A 16,884-nucleotide genomic window follows, 5' to 3' on the forward strand; every position below is an offset into this window, starting at 1 on the left:
TCAGGTTTCAAAGCTTTGCAGATGACAGGTGCCATGCCCTATCAATCCCTTCGTGACTTCATGGATGCGCTGGAAAAAACCGGCCGTCTTGTCCGCGTCACCGAACCGGTATCGCCCAACCTTGAAATGACAGAAATCCAGACACGCCTTCTGGCCGAGGGTGGACCGGCGGTTCTGTTTGAAAATGTCGTGGGTGACGACGGCAAAAAATATGACATGCCGGTATTGGTCAACCTGTTTGGCACCGTGGACCGTGTGGCAGCGGGCATGAACCGCAAGCCCGAAGAACTGCGTGAAGTCGGCGAAACATTGGCGTTTCTTAAACAGCCCGAACCACCGGCCAGCATCCGCGAAGCCTTTTCCATGTTGCCGCTGGCAAAGACCGTGATGGCGATGAAGCCCAAAACAGTCTCAAAGGCCCCGTGTCAGCAAGTGGTTCTTGAAGGGGACGATGTCGATCTTTCCAAAATTCCGGTTCAGTCCTGCTGGCCGGGCGAACCCGGCCCGCTGATCACCTGGCCGCTGGTCGTGACACAAGGCCCAAGTGCCGGTGAAAAAGGCGGCGACAAGCGCGATGTCTTTAACCTTGGCATCTATCGCATGCAGGTGCTGGGCAAGAACAGGACCATCATGCGTTGGCTAAAACATCGGGGTGGCGCACAGCATCATGCCCGTTGGAAAAATGAAAAACGCGAACCGCTTCCGGCCGCCATCGTGCTGGGGGCCGATCCGGGCACGATCCTTGCCGCGGTGACACCCGTGCCAGATACCCTGTCGGAATATCAGTTTGCCGGTCTTCTGCGCGGCGAGAAAGTCGAACTGGTGGATTGCAAGACCGTCCCGCTCAAGGTGCCCGCCACCGCCGAGATCGTTTTGGAAGGCTACGTGTCGCTTGATGAATACGCCCCCGAAGGCCCGTATGGCGATCACACCGGTTATTATAACTCGGTCGAAGACTTCCCGGTCTTTACCGTGACAGCGATCACCATGCGCAAAGATCCGATTTATCTGTCGACCTTCACCGGTCGTCCACCAGATGAACCATCGGTTCTCGGCGAGGCATTGAACGATGTCTTCGTGCCGCTCCTCCAGCAGCAGTTCCCGGAAATTGTTGATTTCTGGCTACCGCCCGAAGGTTGCAGCTATCGCATCGCGGTTGTGTCAATGAAGAAGGCCTATGCCGGTCACGCCAAGCGCGTGATGATGGGTGTCTGGTCGTTCCTGCGTCAGTTCATGTACACCAAATTCGTCATCGTCGTGGATGACGACATTGATGTCCGTGACTGGAAAGATGTCATGTGGGCAATCTCGACCCGGATGGACCCGGTACGTGACATCACCACCGTCACCGATACACCGATTGATTATCTTGATTTCGCGTCCCCTGTGTCGGGCCTTGGCGGCAAACTTGGCCTTGATGCCACCAACAAGCTGCCCGGCGAGACCAACCGCGAATGGGGCGAGAAAATCTACATGGATGATGAGATCATCGACCGTGTCGATCAGAAATGGGACCGCTATGGCCTGCCCGGATCGGGCAAGAAAATCTGGCGGGACTGAATATGACAAAGGCGGGCATCGAGCCCGCCTTTTCTTTTGCCGTTAACCAGTCGGTTTAGTTTCTGAAAAACGCCCAATGCTCGTCATTTGCATCGGGTTTTTCTGAATAGAAAAATTGCGGCGCATCGCACATGAAGTCGTCAACGCGAATGCCGATGTTGCACAGTTCATCATTGCCAACGACCTCGCGCATGAATTCGACCTCGTTTTCCTGCCAGCTCAGCACTGGCGGGGCCGTTTCGTCATAGATGCACAGCGCAAATTGTTCGGACTGTTTAAACGGGATATAACGCAATTCGCTTTGCGCTTTGGCACCGTGATTGGTGACGAACAACAGCGCAAAAAACGGGCCTTCGGGATTGTCGAGGTCAACCCATCCGACAATGCGATCAAATACGCCGTCACAGGTAAAATCACCGGTCAGTATCTGGTGGCGATAGTTCCGAGCATGTTGCCCGCCCTGAATACGCATTTCGCTATAAAGCTGCGCGCTTGATACCGGATCGGACTTGCCGTCTGCGTTCAGTTCCCAGACGCCATTTTCATCCCATCCATGCATCACAGTCTTGCTGTCGTCGGCAATTGCAGGCCAGGCCATACCGATCAGGCAGGCGACACCAAACCTAGAAAGAATTTTTTGCGTGTTCATCGCGTTCCCGTTTATCTGGCGCGTTTCGCGCTTGTTTGTTTGATTATAGCAGAAAGCCATCTGAAATCTGCAACTGTCGGGGCCTTGCCAGTTCGCCCCGGTCCTGCCACCTCTGATAAAGGGCAGCAAATTACGACCCCAAACAGCTTTTTGTTTCCGGTCTTTGCGAAAGCGTTCCTGCGCCCTATAACGTAAGAAATACATTCCGAGACCCATTCCGATACAAGGGAGCCTCCATGCCCAAGACCGACATGACACTTGATCGCATCAATGATCTTCTGACGCAGGCGAAAAAGGCCGGTGCAGACGATGCCGATGCCGTTTATGTCGAAGGCACATCGCTTTCGGTTGCCCAGCGTCTGGGCAAGATGGAAAAGCTTGAACGCTCCGAAGGGGCCGATCTTGGCCTTAGGGTTCTGATTGGTAAAAAACAGGCGGTTGTTTCGTCGTCAGACACCAGCGACGCAGCGTTAAACGAACTGGTCGAACGCGCTGTTGCGATGGCAAAAAATGCGCCCGAAGATCCCTATTGTGGTATTGCCGATCCAAGTGAACTTGCCGAAACCTTTGATGTCGAGGCGCTCGAGCTGTGTGAACCCGGCGAAGTCGATCAGGACAAACTGATCGAATGGGCAACGGCCTGCGAAGAAGCTGCACGCTCGGTCGATGGTATTACCAACTCCGAAGGATCTGAGGCCGGCTGGGGCCGCCATCAGATCACGCTGGCCGCGACCAATGGCTTTGCCAATTCCTATGCCGGGTCGGGCAGCCACATTTCGGTTTCTGTCCTTGCCGGTACCGGCACCGCGATGGAACGTGACTATGACTATGATAGTGCTGTCTTTTCGAGCGATCTGCGCGATCCTGTCGATATCGGCAAAAAGGCCGCCGAAAAAACTCTGCGCCGCCTAAACCCCCGAAAAGTCAAAAGCGCGCAAGTGCCGGTCATCTATGATCCACGTGTTTCCGCATCCATTGTCGGACATCTGTCATCTGCGATTAACGGATCCGGCATCGCACGCGGTACAAGCTTCCTGCTTGATGCAATGGGCAGCGAAATCTTTGCGCCGCATATCAACATCATTGATGATCCGCATCGCAAACGCGGCCTGCGTTCCAAACCATTTGACGCCGAAGGGGTGGCAAACCAGAAACGTCATCTGATCGAAAACGGTGTTCTGAAAACCTGGATCATGGATTTGCGTTCGGCCCGTCAGCTTGGTCTGAAATCAACCGGCAACGCATCGCGCGGGGCCGGAAGCCTGCCGGGACCGTCGACCACCAACCTTTATATGGAACCGGGTACAATCGCACCGGAAGACATGATCAAGGACATCAAATCGGGTCTTTATATCACCGAGATGATCGGCAGCAGCGTCAACGGTGTGACCGGCGATTATTCGCGTGGTGCATCCGGCTACTGGATTGAAAATGGCGAACTGGCCTATCCGGTGTCTGAAATTACGGTGGCAGGCAACCTCAAGGACATGTTCAAGACCGTTGTCCCCGCCAGTGACCTGACGTTTAAATACGGCACCAATGCCCCGACCCTGCGCATTGATGGCATGACCCTAGCCGGGCAGTAACACACTGGCCTTCGCCACCCGACAAAAAATAACGCCCGGTCCATATGGCCGGGCGTTTTCAGTTTGGGCAATCAGGATTATCGCCCCTCAATGGGGCTAGGCTGTCCGAATGGTACTGACAAAACTATCCGTGGCACCTTTGAGTGTGGTGAAATTCTCCGACAAGGTGCCAACAGCCGTAAGGACGTCACTGGATGCCGTGCCCGCCTCGTTCACGGCCTGAGACACCGTCACGATGTTGGAGCTCACAACCGTTGTTCCGGTTGCGGCCTGTTCGATGTTAAAGGCGATTTCGCGGGTCGCGGCGGACTGTTCCTCGACCGCCGAGGAAATCGTCGCAACAATGCCGTCCATCTCGCTGATGGTTTTGCTGATCAGTTCGATCTGGTTAGCGGCAAGACCGGTACGACTTTGAACACTGTTGACCTGGGCGCGAATTTCCTCGGTCGCTTTGGCAGTCTGGGCCGACAGGTTTTTAACTTCGTTGGCGACCACCGCAAAGCCCTTGCCGGCGTCACCGGCGCGCGATGCTTCAATCGTTGCATTGAGCGCCAGCATATTGGTCTGATCTGAAATGTCGGTGATCAGTTCAAGAACATGATCGATATTGTTCGATGCCTCGACCAGTTCCTGAATACCTTGCATGGTTTCGCGCGCCTGATTGACGGCTTTCTTGGCGATCTCGGTGGAAAACACGACCTGACGATTGATCTCTTCAATCGAACTGTTGAGTTCTTCTGTGGCCGAGGCAACGGAATCCACATTGCCACTGGCCTCTTCACTGGCCGAGGCAACGGCGGTTGTTTGCTCTGATGCCGTTTTTGCGATCTGGGACATGCCCGTGGCAGTTGCCTGCAATTCGACAGCGGCCGCAGCCACCGCTTCGATAATGCTGCCAACACTACTGGTGAAGCTGTCCGCGGTCTGGTTCATGAAGCGACGCTGTTCTTCTTTGGCGCGTTCTTCCTGCGCACGGGCCTCGGCTTCGAGTTCGTCGTTGCGAATGGCATTGGTTTTAAAAACCTGAACGGCCTTGGCCATTTGACCAATTTCATCCTTTCGGGTCTGCCCGGGAATTTCAACGCCAAGATCGCGGTCCGCTAGCCTGCGCATGATCGCCGTGATACCAATGATGGGACGTGACAGACGATCCCCCATGACCCACGCCAAGACCATGCCAAGAACCGCCCCGCCAATCGACGCGATCAGGATTTCCTTTTCGGCCAGGGCGATTTCGGCAACGACCTTTTCAAAGATGTTCTTTTCTGCCACGGCGAGTTCCTGCTTCAGGGCTTCGGCATCGGCGATAATGCCGTCGGATGCCTCGCGCATGGTGCCGTGAACGGTTGTGACAATTTCCAGTTCATCAGAACGCACCCTGTCAAACACCTGACGGTAATCGGCAAAAAGCTTGTTGGCATCATCCAGCACTGCTTTCAGGTCACCAGATAGCGGCTGATCGCCAATTTGCCGCAATGCGGTTTCAAGCTTTGCAAACTCATCGGCTGATTTGGCGCCAAAGCTGTCATCCTGACGGCCAATCAGGATATTGGCATACAACCGCGCCAAAAGCGCATGTTCACGTGCCGCGACCGAGCGTTTGAGAAGCTCCAGATCACCGGTGTCCTGGGCATGGGCAACAAGCTTGTCCAGATCAGCAACGATCTTGATCCCGTCCGGCTCAAGGCGATCCAAAATCAGGGAATGATACTCGTCACTCAGGTTCTTGGCTGATGCGAAGCTTGCAAGATAGGCATCAAGCTCTTCGGCAATATGTTCAATGCGGTTTCGATGCTGTTCGTCAATGAACTGTTCACGGGCGTCCTCAAGCATCAAGTCAAGCTGCTTGGCATAGGTAAACACGGCTTCGGCATCTTCTGGCGCAGCCGTATTGGCAAATTCGCGCGCGTGGCTGTTAAAGCGCAGGAACTGCGTTTCGATCTCGCCGATCAGGGCAGCTTCTTCAACATAGTGGGCGTATTCGTCCACATCGTGGGAAACCGCGACAAAGGTAAAATAGGCAAAGGCCAGGGCCGCGATCAGAATTGCCAAAACCACAGCAAACCCTGCAAGGATTTTCGATTTTATCCGCATATCAGCCAACATACCTGAATTGAGAATCACACCAGAGGAGCCCGAAACCATCGTCAATCTCCGTGAACGGCGACGTTATCTATCAATGCTACGCGCCGGATTTAGCTGCATAGTGCGCACCTGCAAATACGGTCCACTTCCGTTGGACCGGAACGCACCATTCGCACATACTGCCTTAAAATTAAAGTGGGAAACAGAAATGCAACTTCAAGGACCCATTGCCATTTCGTCATGAGCACGCGGTGGAGTGTCTAAACCCGGACATTTGCCCGCGACAGCCGGACAATCCGTGGAAAGACTTTTGGACGTTATTTTTTAATCTGCAGCGATCCGCAAAAGATCAGCTGAGGTGTCGGCGATCCCGGATGTCAATTCGGCATAGGCTGGCGGCACCATCAAACGCACGGGATAGGGTGACAAACTGATCTCGCAGGGAAGTTTCCCCGCACTTTCGCCGTCAATCTGAAGCGGGGCTGGCCCGCAATGGCTTGTAATCGTTATGCGTTCGGCCTGAACCACGGACACATCACTTTGGGCATGCAACCGATTAAGCGTCAGGGCCAGTCCATAACGCGACAATGCACCGATCCCGTTGCCGGGCATCATCACCACATCAAGGCTGTTGGCTGTCAGACTGGCATCTGGTGAGATGATAAAGGATCCGCCATAGTGACGCGCATGGGTCACAACAACGCCCGACACCCGATAGTTTTCCCGACCGATATTGACTTCAAAGTCGCGGTGGCGCGGGAAAAAGATATTGCGAAGACCCTCAAGAACATAGGCCCCCTTGCCAATCAGGCGCTTTAGACGCAGCGAAACATTGGCCACCGTATCCGCATCGGCCCCCATACCAACCATCAAAAAGAATGCCCGGCCATTCACAAGACCCGGTCGCACCCAGACCATGCCGGGATTGTTGATATAGTCGGCAATGGCACTTGCCCGGATTTCAAGCCCGACCTCGACCGCAAGGACGTTGGCAGTTCCCAGTGGAATGATGCCAAGCGGTGGAACTTCGTGGCCGTCAATCTGCGCATCCAGCAATCCATTCAGCGCCTCGTTCAGCGATCCATCCCCGCCAGCCACAAACAAACGTTGATGGGCGCGTACCTTGCGCGCCAGTTCCCGCGCATGACCGGGATGGGTGGTTTGAAGTAATTCCACCTTGATGCCCGCATATTGCAAAATCTGGGACAAAAACCGCTGTTTGTTGCCACCGGCACGTGGATTGAAGATGACAGTCACGTCCGCTTCGGTCATTTGGACCCACTTCCGAAATAAAAATGAAATAAATTTTTCATGCGCACTAACATATGAAATAAAACATGTAACAGTTGCTTTACAGAACCGCGAAATTTCTGTGAACGGGTTATATAATCGCCCGATTTGTTTTAAACGGATACTGGTTGGGGACAGTATTCGGCAAGACAAATTGTCGAATTCCAGCCATCCTTTTGGCAGGATACGGAGGGGCGGCAATGACAGCGATGACGCTGCAACCGCATTACCGCACGGTCTGGATTTCGGACGTCCATCTGGGGACACGTGGATGTCAGGCAGACCTTCTATTGGATTTCCTCAATGAAGTAACGGCAGACACCTATTATCTGGTGGGTGACATTATTGACGGCTGGCGCCTTAAGAAAAGCTGGTATTGGCCCGAAAGTCATCATGCCGTGATCACGACAATCATGGAAAAGGCAAAGAATGGCGCCAAAGTCATCTTCGTCCCCGGAAACCATGATGAATTCGCCCGCGAATTTGTCGATATGACGTTTGGCCATGTCGACGTCAAGATGAACGATATCCACGTGACTGCCGATGGCAAGCGCCTTCTCGTCATTCATGGCGACGAATTTGACGGGGTGGTCAAATATGCCAGGTGGCTGGCCTATCTGGGCGACACCGCCTACAACCTGGCTATCACGCTCAACCGCTATTTCAACGGGGTGCGCCGCCGCCTTGGTTATGGGTACTGGTCGCTTTCGGCCTATCTTAAGAACCGGGTGAAAAACGCCGTTCAGTTCATCTGCAACTTTGAAAATGCAGTCGCCCACGAAGCTGCCAAACGCAAGGTGGATGGTGTGGTGTGCGGACATATCCATCACGCGGAAAAGCGCGAAATCGGCAATGTGCTTTACTGCAATGATGGCGACTGGGTTGAGAGCTGCACAGCCCTTGTCGAAGACATGGATGGCAAGCTTGAACTGCTGCACTGGGCGGAAATGCGCCAGATGGCGATGACCCATTCAAGCCCCGGCCGCGACGCGGCAAGCGCGCCATCCCTTGGCCTTGGCAAACTGATTTCCATGTTTCGTATCGCCCATAGCGCGGGCAACTCTGCATCGGGCTCTTCGAAAAAGGGCAATGATGCACCGATTGGAAAGACTGCATGAAAATACTGATCGTAACCGATGCCTGGTATCCACAGGTCAACGGTGTTGTCCGTACCCTTGAAACCGTACGGAGCGAGCTGGGCGAGATGGGGCATGACGTTCATGTCATCTCGCCCGATCAGTTTAAAACCATCCCCTGCCCGACCTATCCAGAAATCCGGCTGGCTCTTTTCGCCAAACGCAAAATGGCGAAAATGATCGAGGCCCTTCATCCGGTTGCCATTCACATTTCAACCGAAGGCCCGCTGGGTCAGGCGGCACGGGCCTATTGCCTGAAAAAGGGTATTCCGTTTTCGACCGCCTATCACACGCGTTTCCCGGAATATATTCATGCCCGCTGGCGCCTGCCGCTTTCGATCCTTTATCGCGGCATGAAGCGTTTCCACGGCAAGTCACAATCGGTGATGGTCGCGACCGAGACGCTCCGTCAGGAACTGTCAGATTGGGGCTTTAACAACCTGCATATCTGGTCACGCGGTGTGGATCTTGATCTGTTCCGCCCTCGCCCCGATGCCAGCTTTGGCGATTTCCCAAAACCGCACTGGCTGTTTGTTGGCAGGGTTGCGGTGGAAAAGAACATCGGCCATTTCCTTGATCTGGACCTGCCGGGCACGAAATTTGTGGTCGGCGACGGACCGCAACTAAATGAGCTTAAGGGCAAATATCCCAACGCCCAGTTTCTTGGCAAAAAAATCGGCGAGGAATTGGCAACCGCCTTTGCAGCCGCTGATGTCTTTGTATTCCCAAGCAGAACCGACACGTTCGGTCTTGTGATCCTTGAAGCCCTGGCATCAGGCACCCCGGTCGCCGTCTTCCCGGTTCAGGGGCCAGCCGATATCGTGCGCGGCACCAAGGCAGGCGCAATTGATGCCGATCTGCGTGAGGCCGCCCTGGCGGCGCTGGAGCTTAAAAGTGAAGATGCCCGTGCGCTGGCCGAACAATATAGCTGGCGTAACTCAGCCACCCAGTTCCTGCACAATCTGGCACCATTTTCCGGCGGATTTGATGGCACAGAGGCCACTCGGGTTTCGCTTGATGATGTGGCAACAACCAGTCTGGCGCAACCGAGTGGGGCGGCCCCGAGGCAAGATAGCGATACAACAGCGGGCAACGCCCCCATCGGCCAACCAGCGCAATAGGCCTTAGCCCAAACTAGCGATAAAGGCTTTTGCGCAAAGTGCGGTATGCCCAAAGGCCGTTGAGCGCATCCGTACCCAGCCAGCGACGGAACGGTCGCAGCAGCAGATAGACCGGGCGCAGCAATCTGATCACCTTGCGCAACGGCACCAATTGCGGTGCGGTTTCGCCTGCTGCTTCGACATAGGCCTGCCACCCGGCGCGGAGCAGCTCCGGGCGTTTTTTGAATTCCCGCTGGATGGAAAAAACAAACAACAAAATGTCGCGTGCCTGGGCATCAATGACCGGCATCCGGGCATTCGGGTCTTCTTCAAAATCGATAAAGCCGATCTGCCCATCTTCGCGCAACGTCATGTTTCGCAGCAACGGCGCACCATGCGAAACACCTGCGCCATGCAGCTCAGCCAGGGCTGTGCCTGCGTCAACAACATGGCGACGGATGGCGTCATCATTGCCCTTGTCTACTTCGTCTTCGATACAGTTTTTAAGGATGCGGCCATTATCGCCGATGGCGATCCAGTTTGGTGCAACATCAACCAGATCAGGAACCAGCACTCCAAGCGATGCAAGCTTGCGCAAGGTCGCGGCTTCGCTTTCAAGGCCTTTCTGTCCGCCCGGTGATACAGTCGGACGCAATAACGGAATGCCGGTGATGTTGGCCGCAAAACGCTGAATACGGTGCCAGACTTTGTGTTTGGCCGGAACGGATTGTTTGACCCAGATACGCCGGTTTTCCCAGCGCAGCGGAAAAACACGCGCCCCCACACCTTGGGCAAGGGTACGTTCGACAAGTGCGTGGAGTTGCTCGTTCATTTATGTGTCTTATATATCGCTGCGCGATTAGCCCACGCACAGACCATTTTTGTGTCCCGTATATGCGCTCTGCGGCTTGCCGCCTATGGCCCGGCATGCTAGCAACAGCGCACGTGCTTAAATCATATTTTGCAGCCATATCCATAGAGATAGTATCACGTTGATACAATGTGGAAATGGCCGAAACGATCAGGAAGAACTCTTTGCCCAAGCACTCATTGGACCATACATCTGAACATTGGGACACATGGCCACTGGTCAAACGCATCGTGCAAGATGCGGTAAAACCATATTTCCGAGTGATTATTCTTGCTTTGCTATGCATGGTGATCATGGCGTTAGCAACTGGTGCATACGCAAAGTTGATGAAACCAATCATCAACGAGATCTTCATGAACAAAGACGAGTCCATGCTGTTCCCAGTTGGTGCAGCTGTGTTGGCATCCTTCGCTTTGAAAGGATTTGCAAACTACGGCCAGTCGGTATTGATGAGCTATGTCGGAGGAAGAATTATTGCGGACCTCCAGCACCAGCTCTACGAACATGTGGTGCGGATGGACATCGGCTTTTTCCACAGCACCAATACCGGTAAGCTGATTATGCGCTTCACGAGTGATATAACTGCCATGCGTAACGCAGTATCAAGTTCACTGGTTGGTTTTGGCAAAGACCTAGTAACCGCTGCTGTGCTGATCACTGTCATGTTTACCGAAGACTGGTTGTTATCAATTATTGCTTTTACAGTCTTTCCAGCTGCAATCTATCCTATTGCACGCCTTGGAAAACGCATGCGTAAAGTCTCGGCGAATACCCAGCAGCAATTAGGAGAATTCGCCACACTTCTGGACCAGACCTTCCAAGGCATTCGCCATGTAAAAGCTTACGGTATGGAAGCCTATGAGTGCTCTAGAGTTGGCCGACTTGTAGAGACTGTATTTGGCCTAACTTACAAGGCTCAGTCAGTAAGTGCCCGGTCTTCGCCCATAATGGAAACGCTTGGTGGTGCAGCGATAACCGCGATCGTGATTTACGGCGGCAGTCGGGTAATCGAAGGTGCCAGTGACCCTGGCAGTTTCTTTGCCTTTATCACAGCCCTGCTTCTTGCTTACGAACCGGTCAAACGTCTGGCCAATATCAACATCACTTTGCAACAAGGCCTTGCTGCATCCCAACGCGTCTTTACAGTTCTGGACCTAGAACCGGAAATCAAGGATGCGCCAGATGCCACGCAGTTGACGGTCGCTGGTGGCAACATTCGCTTCAGTAATGTTGCGTTTGCCTACAATACCGAAACCACTGCTCTTCGTGACATTGATCTTGATATTAAGGCTGGTGAAACTGTAGCCCTAGTTGGACCATCGGGTTCAGGTAAATCAACCATCCTGAACATGATCCCGCGTTTTTACGAGATCGATAAAGGTGACATTACCATTGATGGTCAGGACATCCGCAATGTAACCCTTGAAAGCCTGCGCAAGGCAACCGCACTTGTCAGTCAGGAAATCACCCTGTTTGACGATACTGTACGTGCCAACATTGCCTACGGTCGATCCGGTGCAACAGACGCAGAAATAGAAGAAGCTGCACGTCATGCTGCAGCTCATGAATTCATCACGCAGCTCGAACACGGCTATGACACCATTGTTGGCGAACGCGGGGTAAAACTATCCGGTGGGCAGCGTCAGCGTATTGCAATTGCGCGCGCCATGCTGAAAAACGCACCGATCCTGTTGCTTGATGAAGCAACCTCGGCCCTTGATACGGAATCCGAACGCCATATTCAGGGCGCCTTGGCCGAACTGATGAAGGGTCGCACCACCCTTGTGATTGCGCACCGTCTGTCGACGATTATTGATGCCGACAAGATTTGCGTGGTTAGTAACGGGCGGGTGACCGAACAGGGCAAACACGATGAATTGCTAGCGCAGGGAGGGGCTTACGCCCATCTCTATAACTTGCAATTCTCGGAAGAAAACGGAAACTGATCCGGGTAACTTCGGGATTATCGGGCGTGCAGTGGCATAAACGGATCATAAAAAGCGATACAATGCGCAGCACCCTGTGCTGGCTGGCGGCATGCTATGTGCGCCTGATCCGTGCAACAGGGCGCTGGCACACAGAAGGGGGCGATCATCCCGCCCACTATCTGACAGAAGGCAAACCGTTTATCGTTGCCTTCTGGCATCAACGTCTTTTGATGATGCCCTATACTTGGCGTTCTGTTGGCGGTGACCGGCCGTTTAACATGCTGATTTCATCGCATCGCGACGGGGAAATCATTTCGCGTACAGTGGGCCAGTTCGACATCAAGACCATTGCCGGATCGACCGGCAAGGGCAAAGGCGGTGCCGCGGCACTGCGCCAGATCATCAAGGCGCTAAAAGCCGGTGAAGTGGTTGGCATGACGCCCGATGGCCCGCGCGGGCCGCGCATGCGGGCATCAGACGGTGTCATTCAGGCGGCCCGTATGGCTGGTGTTCCCATTTTCCCCCTGACCTATTCGGCATCCAGGCGGAGAGTCTTTCAAAGCTGGGATCGGTTTGTGCTGCCGCTGCCCTTTTCGCGCGGTGTATTTCACTGGGGCGATCCGATTTTTGTCGACCGCAAGCTTGATGACGAAGGCATGGAAGCCAAACGGGTCGAACTTGAAAATGCCCTGACCACCCTGACTCAGGAAACCGACCGGTCACTTGGCCTTGACGTTATCCCCCCAGCTGGTCCCGATGAACTGCCCAAGCAAAAGCGATCTGCGATCGCGGCGGGGGAAACCGGGTCATGAGCCTGTTTTACGCCTATCGCGCGACCACCCGCCTGCTTGGTCCGGTTGTGAACCTTTATCTCAACCGGCGCAAAAACCGTGGCAAGGAGGATGCAGGCCGGATTGGCGAACGGTTTGGCCACCCCGGGGCTGCCCGCCCCAAGGGCCATCTGGTGTGGATACACGGGGCCAGTGTGGGTGAATCCCTATCCGCCCTCCCGGTCATTGATGAAATCCGCCGTCTCTATCCTTCGGTATCCATTCTGGTAACCACCGGCACGGTCACATCCGCCACCATGATGCATACCCGCCTGCCCCAAGGGGTCATTCACCAGTTTGTCCCGATTGACCGTCAGGTCTGTGTCGCGCGGTTCCTTCATCATTGGAAACCTGATGTTGCGCTTTGGCTTGAAAGCGACTTCTGGCCGAACCTTTTGACAAAGGCAAAAAAGGCCGGCGTCAAGCTGGCCCTTCTCAATGGCCGTATTTCGGAAAAAAGCTTTAAGGGATACTCCCGCTATCCATCCTTTATCCGCCCGGTTATTTCTGCATTTGACCTGATCCTGACCCAAAGCAGTGACGAAACCACGCGATTTGAAAGCTTGGGCGCAACATCGGTTCAGGCTGTCGGCAATCTGAAATTTGCAGCCCCGCCACTGCCTGCCGACGAAGATGCACTGGCCAATCTTCAGCAACAGATTGCCGGTCGTCCGGTCTGGCTTGCCTCAAGCACGTTTAAGGGCGAAGAACATATTGCCGGCGATGTGCACAAAAAGCTCGCTAAGGATCATAGCGGTGTTCTGACCATGATCGTGCCGCGTCACCCTGACCGGGCAGATGATATTGAATCCGATCTGGTTGCACAGGGTTTGCAGGTCTCGCGCCGCAGTCTTGGCCACGAAATCACGCCGGGAACCGATGTTTATCTTGCCGATACCATGGGTGAACTTGGCCTGTTTTATCGTATTGCGCCAATCGTCTTCATGGGCAAAACCCTGTCTGCTGGCGGCGGGCAGAACCCGCTGGAACCCGCAAGGTTGAACTGCGCGATTTTGCACGGGCCCGATATGAGCAACTTTTCCGCCATCAGCAGCGAAATGCTGGCAACGCGCGCCTGCCGTCCGGTAACAGATGCCGACGACCTTGCACGACAGGTTGCCGCCCTGCTTCGCGATCCGGAAGCCTCGGCGAAGATTGCCAAGGCCGCGCTTGATTACGCAAATTCCAAGGCCGAGGTTCTTGATCGTACGATTGATGCCTTGCGCCCCCTGATGGCAGAAAAGACCATCAAGGAGATCGATCATGCGTGATCCTGAATTCTGGCAGCATGACGGTGTTATCCCGAAACTTCTAAGCCCGCTTTCAGCAGCTTGGCGGGCGGGCACGTGTTTTCGAAAACTGACAACCACGCCGCGCCATCCCGGTTGCCCGGTTTTTTGCGTCGGCAATTTCACGGTCGGCGGGGCCGGGAAAACGCCCACCGCTGTGACCCTTTATGCGTTGCTTAGAAGCCTTGGACGCACCCCGCATTTTGTCAGTCGCGGCTATGGCGGATCGATCGAAGGCCCGCATCGGGTGGACCCGAACACTGATACCGCCGCCAAGGTCGGGGATGAACCGCTTTTGCTTGCCCAGCATGGGCCGACATGGATCTCGCGCAACCGCGCGCTTGGTGCCGAAATGGCACGAAATGCCGGGGCCAACGCGATCATTCTTGATGACGGATTACAAAACCCATCCCTGATCAAGGATTGCAGTTTTGCCGTGATCGACAGCAACTATGGCATTGGAAATGGCCGCGTCATGCCGGCAGGTCCAATGCGCGAACCGCTGATCAGCGGTCTGGAAAAGGTCCATGCCATCATTCTGATCGGCGACAAGACACCAGACTTTATCACACGCCTTCCGGCGTCGGTCCCGGTGTTGCGTGCTGCGATCCAGCCGGTCAACGGCGCGGAATTTCAACAGTCACGCGTTCTGGCCTTTGCCGGAATTGGTCGACCATCGAAATTCTATGACAGTCTTCGTCAGGCTGGTGCGCAACTCGTCGAGACACGTGACTTTTCAGATCATCACCCCTTTGGCCCCCAGGAAATCGAAGACCTGCGTTCCGAAGCCGCAAGGCTTGATGCCCGACTTGTCACGACGCAAAAAGATTTGATGCGCTTGCCAATGGCGGACCGGGACGGCATAAGCAGTCTCAACATTCGTTTGGTGTTTGAGGCTCCAGACCAGCTCGCCAAAATCGTAACATCCGTGCTCGCCGATGGATAAGAACAGCCAACTTTACAAAATGCGTCAGAAATACCTGTCTCACCCGCTTCAGGGGTTCGGGGCGTATCTGGCTTATTGGATGTTCGCCCTGATGCCGATTGATACGGCGTCGGCGTTTGGTGGCTGGCTTTTGCGTACCCTTGGCCCCAAGGTCGGTCAGACAAAGAAAGCACGGAATAATCTGGTCGCGGCCTTTCCGGAAAAATCCACTGAGGAAATCGATCAGATCATCGTCGACATGTGGGAAAACCTTGGCCGTTCCGTTGGGGAAATTCCCCATCTGCACAAATTGAAACCCGGTGGCCCGCGCATCGAAATTGTCGGTGTCGAAAACGGCCTGGCAACGAAGGATGATGACAAGCCCGGTCTGTTCTTCACAGGACATATCGGAAACTGGGAAGTCAGCATGTGCATCGCCACCGTCCTTGAGATGGACATGATGAGCGTCTATCGCGCCCCGGACAATCCATGGGTCGATAACCTGTTCATGCGCGCGCGCAAAACCTTCCGCGGCCAGTTGGTCCAAAAAGGCCCTGATGGCGCCCGCAAGCTGACCCGTTTCATGAAAAATGGCGGTCATGCCTGTATGCTGGTCGATCAAAAGATGGCCGACGGCATTGCGGTACCATTCTTTGGTCGTGACGCGATGACAGCCCCGGCTTTGGCACAGTTTGCCCTTAAATATGATGCCCCGATTGTTCCGGTCAGGGTCGAACGTCTTGATGGCGCACACTTTCGAATGACGTTCTATCCAGCCCTGGACATTCCCAAAACCGGTGACCGGCATGCCGATGTTCTGGCGATCATGACCAAGGTCAACGCGACCATGGAATCGTGGATCCGTGAACGTCCCGAACAATGGCTTTGGCTGCATCGTCGCTGGCCGAAATAGGCGCAATGACTAAGTTCCGACTACGGACATTAACCGAATAGGAACCCTGTTGGCGCAGACTGGCTTTTCGTCCCCTGTCGAACGCGTCTTCGGAGCCCGCTGTTTTTTGCGCCGCTTACTCATTTTTTTTTGTCTGATTATGGCCGGGTCGATCTTTGTCGTCTGGCCAACAATGGCGCTTGATCAGGACGATGCGACCATTCGCGATACCGCGCGCGACATACGGCTTCGGATTTCCGAACTCGATCAGCAACTCAAGGAGCATCTGCGTCGCGCCCTTGAAGAATTCGGTGACAGGCAAGTCGAATGCACCTCTGATCAACCCCGAAAGTCATTGTCGCAATGTGTTGAAGTTGACGCGCGCGATCTGACACGCACAACCATCACAGTTGCCTCGGCTGGAAAAGATGATTCAAACCTTCTTGATGATCTGGCCGACACCGAGGAACGCTTTGCCGTATTTACGCGCGAAATGAACAAAACCAACGACCTTCTTGCACGTGCTGGTGCCAAGGTTTACCTCAACAGTCTTGATGTCGTACCCGAAATGGACCAGTTGCGTCGCGATGTCATTGTCTATGTCGAACGCAAACAGGCCTACGAATTACGCACCAAACAGGCGCTGCTGATCGCAACGGTCGCCATCGTTTTGATTGCGATCTTTTCACTGATTTTTGCCGTTATTCAGCGGTTCAGATAGGGTCGCATGCATCATCTGACAG

At 54.3% G+C, this 16,884-nt stretch carries 14 protein-coding genes; 10 read left to right on the top strand and 4 right to left on the bottom strand.

The features are described from left to right. Nucleotides 1–33: 33 nt before the first annotated feature. A complete protein-coding gene (locus tag HED22_RS18545) occupies nt 34–1,560 on the top strand; it encodes a UbiD family decarboxylase (protein ID WP_167725060.1) in 1,527 nt (508 codons plus the stop codon). Nucleotides 1,561–1,615: 55 nt separating this feature from the next. Here HED22_RS18545 and HED22_RS18550 read toward each other — a convergent pair whose 3' ends face one another. Continuing rightward, a complete protein-coding gene (locus HED22_RS18550) occupies nt 1,616–2,209 on the bottom strand; it encodes a hypothetical protein (RefSeq protein WP_167725063.1) in 594 nt (197 codons plus the stop codon). A gap of 236 nt (nt 2,210–2,445) precedes the next feature. Here HED22_RS18550 and HED22_RS18555 point away from each other — a divergent pair, with 236 nt between their 5' ends. Continuing rightward, complete coding sequence (locus HED22_RS18555; protein ID WP_167725065.1) at nt 2,446–3,795, top strand: TldD/PmbA family protein; 1,350 nt, start codon at nt 2,446–2,448, stop codon at nt 3,793–3,795. Between the two features lie 96 nt (nt 3,796–3,891). Here the strand turns inward: HED22_RS18555 and HED22_RS18560 are convergent, their stop codons facing one another. After that, nucleotides 3,892–5,940 (bottom strand): methyl-accepting chemotaxis protein, encoded by a 2,049-nt coding sequence (locus HED22_RS18560; protein ID WP_167725067.1) that lies wholly within the window; start codon nt 5,938–5,940, stop codon nt 3,892–3,894. Between the two features lie 264 nt (nt 5,941–6,204). Then, nucleotides 6,205–7,152, bottom strand: coding sequence for a diacylglycerol kinase family protein (locus HED22_RS18565; RefSeq protein WP_167725069.1), 948 nt, complete (start codon nt 7,150–7,152; stop codon nt 6,205–6,207). Nucleotides 7,153–7,370: 218 nt separating this feature from the next. Between HED22_RS18565 and HED22_RS18570 the strand changes: the two genes are divergently transcribed. Together HED22_RS18570 and HED22_RS18575 are read left to right on the top strand one after the other, a co-directional pair. Continuing rightward, a complete protein-coding gene (locus HED22_RS18570) occupies nt 7,371–8,288 on the top strand; it encodes a UDP-2,3-diacylglucosamine diphosphatase (protein WP_167725071.1) in 918 nt (305 codons plus the stop codon). After that, entirely contained in the window at nt 8,285–9,427 is a 1,143-nt protein-coding gene (locus HED22_RS18575) for a glycosyltransferase family 1 protein (RefSeq protein WP_167725073.1), read from the top strand. The genes HED22_RS18570 and HED22_RS18575 overlap by 4 nt, the downstream gene beginning before the upstream one ends. A gap of 13 nt (nt 9,428–9,440) precedes the next feature. Here the strand turns inward: HED22_RS18575 and HED22_RS18580 are convergent, their stop codons facing one another. Beyond that, nucleotides 9,441–10,238 carry a hypothetical protein gene (locus tag HED22_RS18580; RefSeq protein WP_167725075.1) on the bottom strand — a complete coding sequence of 266 codons (798 nt, stop codon included), beginning with the start codon at nt 10,236–10,238 and terminating at the stop codon, nt 9,441–9,443. 176 nt (nt 10,239–10,414) lie between these two features. Here HED22_RS18580 and HED22_RS18585 point away from each other — a divergent pair, with 176 nt between their 5' ends. The 6 genes from HED22_RS18585 to HED22_RS18610 all read left to right on the top strand — a co-directional run bounded on the left by HED22_RS18585 (nt 10,415) and on the right by HED22_RS18610 (nt 16,862). After that, nucleotides 10,415–12,223, top strand: coding sequence for an ABC transporter ATP-binding protein (locus HED22_RS18585; RefSeq protein WP_167725077.1), 1,809 nt, complete (start codon nt 10,415–10,417; stop codon nt 12,221–12,223). A gap of 62 nt (nt 12,224–12,285) precedes the next feature. After that, nucleotides 12,286–13,017, top strand: a complete 732-nt coding sequence (locus tag HED22_RS18590; RefSeq protein WP_167725079.1) for a lysophospholipid acyltransferase family protein — start codon at nt 12,286–12,288, stop codon at nt 13,015–13,017. Further along, nucleotides 13,014–14,306, top strand: coding sequence for a 3-deoxy-D-manno-octulosonic acid transferase (locus HED22_RS18595; protein WP_167725081.1), 1,293 nt, complete (start codon nt 13,014–13,016; stop codon nt 14,304–14,306). Before HED22_RS18590 ends, HED22_RS18595 begins: the two co-directional genes overlap by 4 nt. Beyond that, the gene (lpxK, locus tag HED22_RS18600) at nt 14,299–15,270 is read left to right on the top strand and encodes a tetraacyldisaccharide 4'-kinase (protein ID WP_167725083.1); all 972 of its coding nucleotides are present in this window, start codon (nt 14,299–14,301) and stop codon (nt 15,268–15,270) included. The genes HED22_RS18595 and lpxK overlap by 8 nt, the downstream gene beginning before the upstream one ends. Next, on the top strand, nt 15,263–16,162 hold the full coding sequence (locus HED22_RS18605) for a lauroyl acyltransferase (RefSeq protein ID WP_167725086.1): 900 nt from the start codon (nt 15,263–15,265) through the stop codon (nt 16,160–16,162). Before lpxK ends, HED22_RS18605 begins: the two co-directional genes overlap by 8 nt. 106 nt (nt 16,163–16,268) lie before the next feature. Then, complete coding sequence (locus tag HED22_RS18610; protein WP_167725088.1) at nt 16,269–16,862, top strand: hypothetical protein; 594 nt, start codon at nt 16,269–16,271, stop codon at nt 16,860–16,862. The last annotated feature ends 22 nt before the right edge of the window (nt 16,863–16,884 follow it).

This window comes from Thalassospira sp. HF15, from assembly GCF_011806525.1.
GTDB lineage: Bacteria > Pseudomonadota > Alphaproteobacteria > Rhodospirillales > Thalassospiraceae > Thalassospira.

Excerpts from the sequence above, each read along its gene's own strand:
- HED22_RS18545 (WP_167725060.1), top strand. The coding sequence starts at position 34 with ATGCCCTATCAATCCCTTCGTGACTTCATGGATGCGCTGGAAAAAACC.
- HED22_RS18550 (WP_167725063.1), bottom strand. The coding sequence starts at position 2,209 with ATGAACACGCAAAAAATTCTTTCTAGGTTTGGTGTCGCCTGCCTGATC.
- HED22_RS18570 (WP_167725071.1), top strand. The coding sequence starts at position 7,371 with ATGACAGCGATGACGCTGCAACCGCATTACCGCACGGTCTGGATTTCG.
- HED22_RS18605 (WP_167725086.1), top strand. The coding sequence starts at position 15,263 with ATGGATAAGAACAGCCAACTTTACAAAATGCGTCAGAAATACCTGTCT.
- HED22_RS18565 (WP_167725069.1), bottom strand. The coding sequence starts at position 7,152 with ATGACCGAAGCGGACGTGACTGTCATCTTCAATCCACGTGCCGGTGGC.
- HED22_RS18585 (WP_167725077.1), top strand. The coding sequence starts at position 10,415 with ATGGCCGAAACGATCAGGAAGAACTCTTTGCCCAAGCACTCATTGGAC.
- HED22_RS18555 (WP_167725065.1), top strand. The coding sequence starts at position 2,446 with ATGCCCAAGACCGACATGACACTTGATCGCATCAATGATCTTCTGACG.
- HED22_RS18580 (WP_167725075.1), bottom strand. The coding sequence starts at position 10,238 with ATGAACGAGCAACTCCACGCACTTGTCGAACGTACCCTTGCCCAAGGT.
- HED22_RS18560 (WP_167725067.1), bottom strand. The coding sequence starts at position 5,940 with ATGGTTTCGGGCTCCTCTGGTGTGATTCTCAATTCAGGTATGTTGGCT.
- HED22_RS18595 (WP_167725081.1), top strand. The coding sequence starts at position 13,014 with ATGAGCCTGTTTTACGCCTATCGCGCGACCACCCGCCTGCTTGGTCCG.
- HED22_RS18575 (WP_167725073.1), top strand. The coding sequence starts at position 8,285 with ATGAAAATACTGATCGTAACCGATGCCTGGTATCCACAGGTCAACGGT.
- HED22_RS18590 (WP_167725079.1), top strand. The coding sequence starts at position 12,286 with ATGCGCAGCACCCTGTGCTGGCTGGCGGCATGCTATGTGCGCCTGATC.
- lpxK (WP_167725083.1), top strand. The coding sequence starts at position 14,299 with ATGCGTGATCCTGAATTCTGGCAGCATGACGGTGTTATCCCGAAACTT.